This window comes from Tissierella sp. (genome assembly GCF_052089545.1).
Classification (GTDB): Bacteria; Bacillota; Clostridia; order Tissierellales; family Tissierellaceae; genus Tissierella_A.
On the sequence record NZ_JBQDAA010000115.1, the window covers coordinates 1 to 7,597 of the forward strand.

Here is a 7,597-nt window from a genome sequence, read left to right on the forward strand (position 1 = left end):
TGGAGTAATAACTTTAACATCAAAAAAAATTAAAAAATATATTAAATTTTTAATAATTTATTATAATATATTAATTATAATCTTTTAATGGATAATTAATCTGAGATTCTAAAGCCTGATTTAAAAGCTCTTGATTTGAATGCTTCTTCGTAATCTTTTAACTCATATAAATCAATCTTTGGAAATTTAATTAAGCCTAATTTTAATAACTGTAGTGCTGGTTCAAATGGACCACATCTACTTCCTTTAATAGTAATTTCATTTACTACAAAGTTACTGATATCTACTTCTGTTTTTCCTGCATAGGTAGTCTTAATAATAATGGTGCCTTTCTTACGCACTATTTTTTGTGCGCTTACTATTCCAGAAGGTGATCCTGAAGCGTCTATAACTACTTCATAGCTTTCTTCTAGCTTTGTTGTTGCCTTGCCAAAATCAGTAAATAAACTTAATTTTTCGTCATGCCTACCAACAACTGTAAGATCAGCTCCTGTTAAATATACTACTTGAGCTATCATAAATGCCAGACGTCCATCTCCTATAATAGCAACACTTGTAGAAGGTTTAATATGAACTTGTTCTTTAATTTCCAATGCAGCTGCAAGCGGTTCAGTAAATATGGCAACTTCAGAGGGAAGGTTTTCCGGAACTATATGGATCAGTCTATTTTTTATAACTATATATTCTGCGAAACATCCATCTTTGCCAGATATTCCTACAACTTTTCTTGACGTGCAATGACTAGGTCGTCCAGTTTTACAGTAGATACACTTTCCACAATTTTCATTGATTTCACCTACAACCCTTTTACCTATTAAGCTTTGGTTATTAGACTCTACAACCCTTCCTACAAACTCATGACCTAATACTCCTTTAAAGTCTGGTCTATAGCCCTTTAATATCTCTTTGTCAGTATTGCATATGGAAGAAATAATAACTTCAATTAAAGATTCATCATCTTCAATAATTGGTATTGGATAATCTTCCACATACTGAAGGCTTTTATCATAATATAGTGCTTTCATATAATTTCCTCCCTTCTTTTAAGCTCCTATCTTCATTATAATTCAATATTAACCTCTTATCAATAGATTATTAATCCTTTAAAGCTCAATTATAGTCTAAATTTTAAGAATAAACATATATTTTATCTATATTAGAAGTAAATACCCGAAATATCAAGATTAACTCTTATAAATTAAATTGCTCTTGATCTTCTCCTTTGATATCATATATGAACAGTATTGTATAAACTAAATTTACAAATAAAAATTGGAGGGAGCTTAAGTATGGGTATGATGGAACTATCATCACAGATAACATTTTTATATTTTGATAAACTGGATGAAGCAAGATCGTTTTTTGAAAACACTCTAGAACTGGAAAAAGTATATGATCCTAAATGGGCATGTGTATGGAGAATAGGAAAAGATTCTTTTATCGGTGGAGTAGATGTAAATCAGGGGTCTATAGAGGTAGAACATCGAGACGGAGTACTAATAAGTCTGACTGTTAAAAACATAGAAGAAGTATATGAAAAGTTAAAATCTTACAATCTAAAAGATCTAACTAATATCAAGTTTTTCGAAGATATAAAATTAAAATCATTTTTATTTACAGGGCCAGAAGGATATAAATTTGAAATACAACAATTTATGACCGAAGAATTAAGCGAATTGTTTTAATATTTAAATATAAAAGCTAGTATCCCGAAATAAATATATTGTTTTCATAAAAGTGCTATCTTTATAAGATTATAAAGATAGCACTTTTATTTTATCTTTTTTCAATTATCTCCACTTTCAAACTGCCTCTAGAGTATGGATTACATATCTTGACGAAAGATTATATACTTTAGTTATTATCTACTCCTATTTATTATCGTATTTATGTTCAACACCTTCTAAGCTTAGTAGCCAACTTTTTCTATCTAAGCCTCCTCCAAAACCAACTAAGGCACCACCGGCACCAATTACCCTATGTCAAGGTACAAAGTAGGAAATTGGATTGTGATGATTAGCTTGTCCAACTGCCCTAGGTCCTTTAGGTTTTCCTATCTGTGAAGCTATTTGCCCGTAAGTTCTCGTTTGACCATAAGGTATAGTTTGTAGGGCCTCCCATACTTTTTTTCTAAAATTTGTCCCAATTAAATTTAATGGCACATCTAATATCTTGCTTTCACCTGAAAAGTAAGATATTAATTGTGCCTTTGATTTTTCTATTATCTCATTGTCACCTTCTTTTAAAGTATGTTCTGGCAAATATTTAATAAGCCATTCTTTCATCTTTGAACCATCTTGCCTAGGACTATTACAATATACTAGACCTTCATCTGTAGCAGCTAAATAAATCACGCCTATTGGAGAATCAAGTTTATCCCAATAACAAATCATAATATTCATCTCCTATCTTTATACTAAGTTTATTTCCAATTTATAATAAACCTACTTCTATATTTATAGGTTTTTTATCTAATTCTAAAAGTTCATCTTCCCAATTAATTCTATAAAATCTACTTGGATATTTAATATGCTTTATATTATCAAATATACTATCCAAAAGTTTAATCTTCATATTCAACTTCATCAAAACCTTATGATATAATACATGTATTATATCATAAGCATACATATATTAATTTAAAATCCCTATTCACTATCTAAATATATTTTTATTAAAAACTTTCTAGAAACCCTTAAACAGTTTAGCTAATATCTCTTTTGTTTATCACTTATTATACTGGGTATTGATTTAATATAAGCATATAATGCAATTAAGATATACAATATAAACTGTTAGTAACGTTTAAAATTTTTAAGTTTTCTTAAAACCTTCACCTACTGCCTCATACATTTCAGCAATCATAACAAAAGCCCTAGGGTCAATTTCTTTTACTATATCCTTAACTCTAGTAAATTGTGATCTAGGAACTACACATAAAAGTACCTCTTTGTCTTTTTTGCTATACATACCCCTACCCTTTAGTGATGTAACTCCTCTATTTAATTCCTTCATAAGTATATCTGCAATTTCATCTGGTTTATCTGTAATTATATAAAATCCTTTTAAGTATCCAATACCTTCTAAAACTGTATCAATTACTTTTACTGAAACATACAAAGCTATTACAGAATAAAGGGCAGTTTCTATTTGTTTTTCTACTAATCCTGAAAATATAACTACTGCTAGGTCTATTACAAGCATAAAATTAGCTATACTAAGTCCTGGAAACTTTTTATTTAGCATTGCTCCTCCTATATCTGACCCACCAGTTGTTCCTTCAAATTTAAATACCAAACCTAGCCCAGTCCCTGTCAATACCCCACCAAATAAAGCTGAAAGTAAAAGATCGTGAGTAAGAGGAATTATCGGTAAATATTTTAAGGCAATTGACACTATTAAAGTAGCATAGGCCGTTCTAATCGCTCTAGTTTTCCCCAAGTATTTTGCTCCAAATATAAATAAGGGAATATTAACTAGCAAATTTGTTATATAAATTGGCACATCAGTGAGCGTTTCTATTACTATTGCAAATCCTGTTACCCCTCCAGGTGCTATAGTATTAGGAGCTAGAAAGTACTGAAGCCCAGTTGCTAATATCACTGAACCTATAGCTATTACTATGTAAGAAAATAGGGTCACATACCATTTTTCATCGTGTTTCATATAACCATCCTTTCATTATTTAATTATTAGGACATTTATAAATACGTCCAATCCATTTTCAAAAATTTAAAATATAAAAGCAAAGCGTCTTGCCTTTATAAAAAGCAAGACCTTTTATCTTAATTTCCTTTTGTATCCTTAGCTATTTTATCATGTTTTTCTTTTAATTCAATTAAAAGTTCATATGCATTTCTTTTATTTCTAGCTGTAGAATTATATCTTCCAAAAAGTAATAATTGATGATGGGCATCAGCCCATCTATTTCTTGGAATTATATCCATAAGTTTTTTTTCAATTTGAAGTACAGAATCTTTTTCATCTGCCCATCCTAATCTTTTTGCTACCCTAGAAACATGTGTATCTACTGCAATAGCTGGGGTATTAAAAGCTTCAGCCAATACAACATTTGCTGTTTTTCTTCCAACCCCTGGAAGTGTTATTAACTCTTTTCTTGTTCCAGGAACTTCTCCATCAAATTCATTTACTAGCTTTTTAGATGCTTCAATAATAAATTTAGACTTGTTTTTATATAAACCTATACTGTTTAAAAGTTTCATAACATCTTCTTTGTTTGCCTTTGCTAAGCTATAAGGATCTGGGTAAGCTTCAAACAAAGCAGGTGTAACTTTGTTTACAGATATGTCTGTGGCTTGAGCCGATAAAATAACTGCAATTAATAAACTAAAGGTATCTTTATAATTTAATTCAGATTTGGGACTTGGATATTCAAAAGATAAAACATCTAATACTTCTTCTACCGTCATTTCCACATGATTGCCTCCTTAAATTTATTGTAACTAATGCTAAGATAACTACTATATCTATATTCATATAATCATCCTCTAAGCATAACATATATAACTTTTACCCTCATATATTCCTATTAATCTTTATAGATTTTCTATCTATAAAGATTAATAGGAACCCTTCTTTAAAACTATTCATTTAAACTTTTTACATTTTTAACTTATATTTTAAAGTAATAGTTATTAATTTTAAAATTTTTCTAGCCAAGTATATAAAATATCTCCAATATATTTTGAATCTTCCTTATTACCAGCCAGATGATCTATATCTTTTAAAGTAACAAATTTTTTTGGGGACTTAACTAGGTTAAATAGTTTGATCCCTTCTTTATAAGGCACTGTTTTATCTTTATTTGAATGAAAGATAATTATTTCTTTATTAAATTCTTTAATAATTTTTTCAGAACTTTTATTTTGTAAATCTTTTAAATAATCTAGTCCAAAGTTAATATTTCTTCCTGCTAGGTTAACAACTACCTTATCTTTTTTCTTTAACTGTTTTTCATAATTCGAGAAAATTTTAATTAGATTATTAAAATCTGCTGGACTTCCAACAGTTATAACACCCTTAACAAATTCTAGCATATTAGAAGCTTTTATCGATACTAAGCCCCCAAGTGAATGCCCAAATAAATAGCTAGGCTTTTTATATTTTTCAGATATATAATCATAAATTGCCACTAAATCTTCAACATTGGTAGAAAAGCTAGTCTTAGCAAAATCACCTTCACTGTTTCCAAGCCCCATAACATCATATCTTACAACACCATAACCACTTTCTACAAGAATTTTTGAAATATTATTGTATAATTTGTATAGCTTTGAACAAGTAAAACAATGGCTAATAATAATAAAATCCTTAGTATTATTTTCAGGCATTTCTATAATTGCAGACAAATTCTTATCATATTTATTTTTAATATTTACTCTTTGTTGCATTTTAAAACATCCCCTTTATACTTTTTCATATTATGATGGTTACTTAAAACTTGTATTTTAAAAATTATTATACACTTTACTATAAATTTATATCTTTTTTACCCCAATATATAATATACCTATTATTATAAAATTAACTCAAGACTTAGAAGACCCTCTAGCAGAAGCAGTGCTGAAATCAAGAAAAAAGATAAAAGTTTATTAAAAAGCTATGATTTGTCACAACAAATCATAGCTTTTCTTATAATAATTTTATAATTATTTTTTAACTTATAAAGTTTTGTATATATACTGAAGATGATTTTGAATCTTTATCTCATTCACTTGGCCTATAATAACACTTTCTTGATATTCTTTTTTTATAATTTCAGTTAAAGTTTTTGTAGCATATTCTACCGCTTTTTTAAGATCTTGTTCTTTTGTATATTTACCTATTATCAAAGAAGTAAATATATCTCCAGCTCCTCCTACTCTAACTGGTACATAATCAATCTTCACTCTAAAAATATCTTCATTCTTAGAATATCCATATACATAATATTCATTTCCCATATGTACAGATGTGATAATAGCAGATTTAACTCCTCTACCTCTTGCTTTTTCTAGCCAAGCTACTAATTGAGAATGTTCTAATCTTTCTGGATCAGGATAATCTCTTCCAACTATTAAACTAAACTCTGTAAGATTAGGTATTATTATATCAGCTTCCAAAGCCATTAATCTTGAAGCTTCTATCAAGTCCATTGATAAACCTGAATATAATTTACCATCATCCCCCATTATAGGATCAGAAATTACTAAAGGTTTTTTATCATGATATTTAATAATATCTTTAATAGTATCTACTTGATTTGTATTCATAACTATACCAGTAGTTATTATATCAAACTGAAAATTTAACTCTTTCCATGTATTTTTACTATTTTCCATGAAATCTGTAAGTTCTTCTACAACTGCCTTTCCATGGTCGAAATTATTAGATATCATAGCAGTTGGTAGATAAGAAGCATTGGCCTCCATTGTATTTAAAATTGGAATCATAGCAGACAAGGCAACTTTTCCCACACCTACAAAATCTGAAACTAATAAAATTTTATTTTCTTTCATAAACCTACCTCCAAAATAACATTATATATTTTCTTAAGTTTTTATCAATTCTACACACCCAATCAGTATATCATATATATTATAAGTTAGGAAAACATAAAAACATTTTAGTCTCTTAAGTTAAGAGACTAAAATGTTTTTATTAATATATTTTTTCAATCTTATATCAATTATTATTTTTCATCTTTGCAAAAGCAACATATGATAAGATCATTTGTATGATAACAAACATGAAATACATGATAAAAAGTAATATTGATACACTATAAAGTATTGCACCTACCAAAACAAAGGCCCTATTATTTAAAAAATAACCTAAGATATTAAAAATCAGTCCAATTCCAACTGTCAACATATGTGGTAGTACTAAGGCTGTAGCTATTGCAGCTCCTGCTTGTTCCGAACTTGTACCATCTCCTATGCCTTCGCCAAAGTAAGTTATTAAATAAATTACATATAATAATGATAAAACCCAGGAAATTAATGCTAGTTTATTCTTTTTCTTTTTAATCGTTTGTGTTTGATCGCTCATATAAACCTCCCTTATATATTATTTATGTTTAAAAAATTTAGATCCACTTATATTCTCTTCAATCTCTACTAAAAAGTCTTCCCCTTCTGCTACTAAAAAAGCTTGTTTTATATCAACTCTTCCACCAGGATATAAGTCAGTGTATTCATTTTCTTCATATTTCTCTGCCAAGCTTGTATAAGCAAATGGAGATTTTCTACCATCTTCTGAAACACTAGCTATTTCAAAGCTAGTTTTATATGGATTATCTTCGTCACCTTCAATCAATTCAACAGTGATATCTGCTACTGCAAAGATATATCCTTCTTCTACATCTTCTAAAGCATCAGAACCAAAATAGATCATTTCTAAAGCTTCTTCTCCTTCATATACCTTATTAAGCGTTACATTTGCTAATCCTTCTAATGCATCCCAATCATCAATATCAGGATAAAATTTGACTTCCCATTCAACACTCTCCCCTACATTAATAGGATTTGAACGTATTCCTTTTTCTTCCTTTTCCTCTTTTTTAGCTTCTGAATTTTCTTTTTCAACATTATTAGTA

General features: G+C 28.7%; 10 protein-coding genes. 1 reads left to right on the forward strand and 9 read right to left on the reverse strand.

Features of this window, described 5'->3' with window-relative positions; genetic code table 11:
• Positions 1–95: 95 nt before the first annotated feature.
• Positions 96–1,025 carry an MDR/zinc-dependent alcohol dehydrogenase-like family protein gene (locus ACTHW2_RS08680; protein WP_442263552.1) on the reverse strand — a complete coding sequence of 310 codons (930 nt, stop codon included), beginning with the start codon at positions 1,023–1,025 and terminating at the stop codon, positions 96–98.
• Positions 1,026–1,289: 264 nt separating this feature from the next.
• Here ACTHW2_RS08680 and ACTHW2_RS08685 point away from each other — a divergent pair, with 264 nt between their 5' ends.
• A complete protein-coding gene (locus ACTHW2_RS08685; protein WP_442263553.1) occupies positions 1,290–1,685 on the forward strand; it encodes a VOC family protein in 396 nt (131 codons plus the stop codon).
• A 186-nt stretch (positions 1,686–1,871) separates the two neighbouring features.
• Here ACTHW2_RS08685 and ACTHW2_RS08690 read toward each other — a convergent pair whose 3' ends face one another.
• From ACTHW2_RS08690 to ACTHW2_RS08725, 8 genes are all read right to left on the reverse strand, one after another.
• Positions 1,872–2,402, reverse strand: a complete 531-nt coding sequence (locus tag ACTHW2_RS08690) for a methylated-DNA--[protein]-cysteine S-methyltransferase (protein WP_442263554.1) — start codon at positions 2,400–2,402, stop codon at positions 1,872–1,874.
• Positions 2,403–2,433: 31 nt separating this feature from the next.
• The gene (locus ACTHW2_RS08695) at positions 2,434–2,574 is read right to left on the reverse strand and encodes a hypothetical protein (protein WP_442263555.1); all 141 of its coding nucleotides are present in this window, start codon (positions 2,572–2,574) and stop codon (positions 2,434–2,436) included.
• 240 nt (positions 2,575–2,814) lie between these two features.
• Positions 2,815–3,666, reverse strand: coding sequence for a YitT family protein (locus tag ACTHW2_RS08700; protein WP_442263556.1), 852 nt, complete (start codon positions 3,664–3,666; stop codon positions 2,815–2,817).
• Between the two features lie 119 nt (positions 3,667–3,785).
• Positions 3,786–4,430, reverse strand: a complete 645-nt coding sequence (nth, locus tag ACTHW2_RS08705) for an endonuclease III (RefSeq protein ID WP_442263561.1) — start codon at positions 4,428–4,430, stop codon at positions 3,786–3,788.
• 231 nt (positions 4,431–4,661) lie between these two features.
• Positions 4,662–5,411, reverse strand: coding sequence for an alpha/beta hydrolase family protein (locus tag ACTHW2_RS08710; RefSeq protein WP_442263557.1), 750 nt, complete (start codon positions 5,409–5,411; stop codon positions 4,662–4,664).
• A 270-nt stretch (positions 5,412–5,681) separates the two neighbouring features.
• Positions 5,682–6,518: a PfkB family carbohydrate kinase gene (locus ACTHW2_RS08715; RefSeq protein WP_442263558.1), complete on the reverse strand. Its 837-nt coding sequence runs from the start codon at positions 6,516–6,518 to the stop codon at positions 5,682–5,684.
• A 166-nt stretch (positions 6,519–6,684) separates the two neighbouring features.
• Positions 6,685–7,050, reverse strand: a complete 366-nt coding sequence (locus ACTHW2_RS08720; RefSeq protein WP_442263559.1) for a hypothetical protein — start codon at positions 7,048–7,050, stop codon at positions 6,685–6,687.
• An 18-nt stretch (positions 7,051–7,068) separates the two neighbouring features.
• Positions 7,069–7,597 (reverse strand): hypothetical protein (locus tag ACTHW2_RS08725; RefSeq protein WP_442263560.1); only part of this gene is annotated, 529 nt, incomplete at its 5' end.

Excerpts from the sequence above, each read along its gene's own strand:
- ACTHW2_RS08680 (WP_442263552.1), bottom strand. The coding sequence starts at position 1,025 with ATGAAAGCACTATATTATGATAAAAGCCTTCAGTATGTGGAAGATTAT.
- ACTHW2_RS08685 (WP_442263553.1), top strand. The coding sequence starts at position 1,290 with ATGGGTATGATGGAACTATCATCACAGATAACATTTTTATATTTTGAT.
- ACTHW2_RS08695 (WP_442263555.1), bottom strand. The coding sequence starts at position 2,574 with ATGAAGATTAAACTTTTGGATAGTATATTTGATAATATAAAGCATATT.
- ACTHW2_RS08700 (WP_442263556.1), bottom strand. The coding sequence starts at position 3,666 with ATGAAACACGATGAAAAATGGTATGTGACCCTATTTTCTTACATAGTA.
- nth (WP_442263561.1), bottom strand. The coding sequence starts at position 4,430 with ATGACGGTAGAAGAAGTATTAGATGTTTTATCTTTTGAATATCCAAGT.
- ACTHW2_RS08710 (WP_442263557.1), bottom strand. The coding sequence starts at position 5,411 with ATGCAACAAAGAGTAAATATTAAAAATAAATATGATAAGAATTTGTCT.
- ACTHW2_RS08715 (WP_442263558.1), bottom strand. The coding sequence starts at position 6,518 with ATGAAAGAAAATAAAATTTTATTAGTTTCAGATTTTGTAGGTGTGGGA.
- ACTHW2_RS08720 (WP_442263559.1), bottom strand. The coding sequence starts at position 7,050 with ATGAGCGATCAAACACAAACGATTAAAAAGAAAAAGAATAAACTAGCA.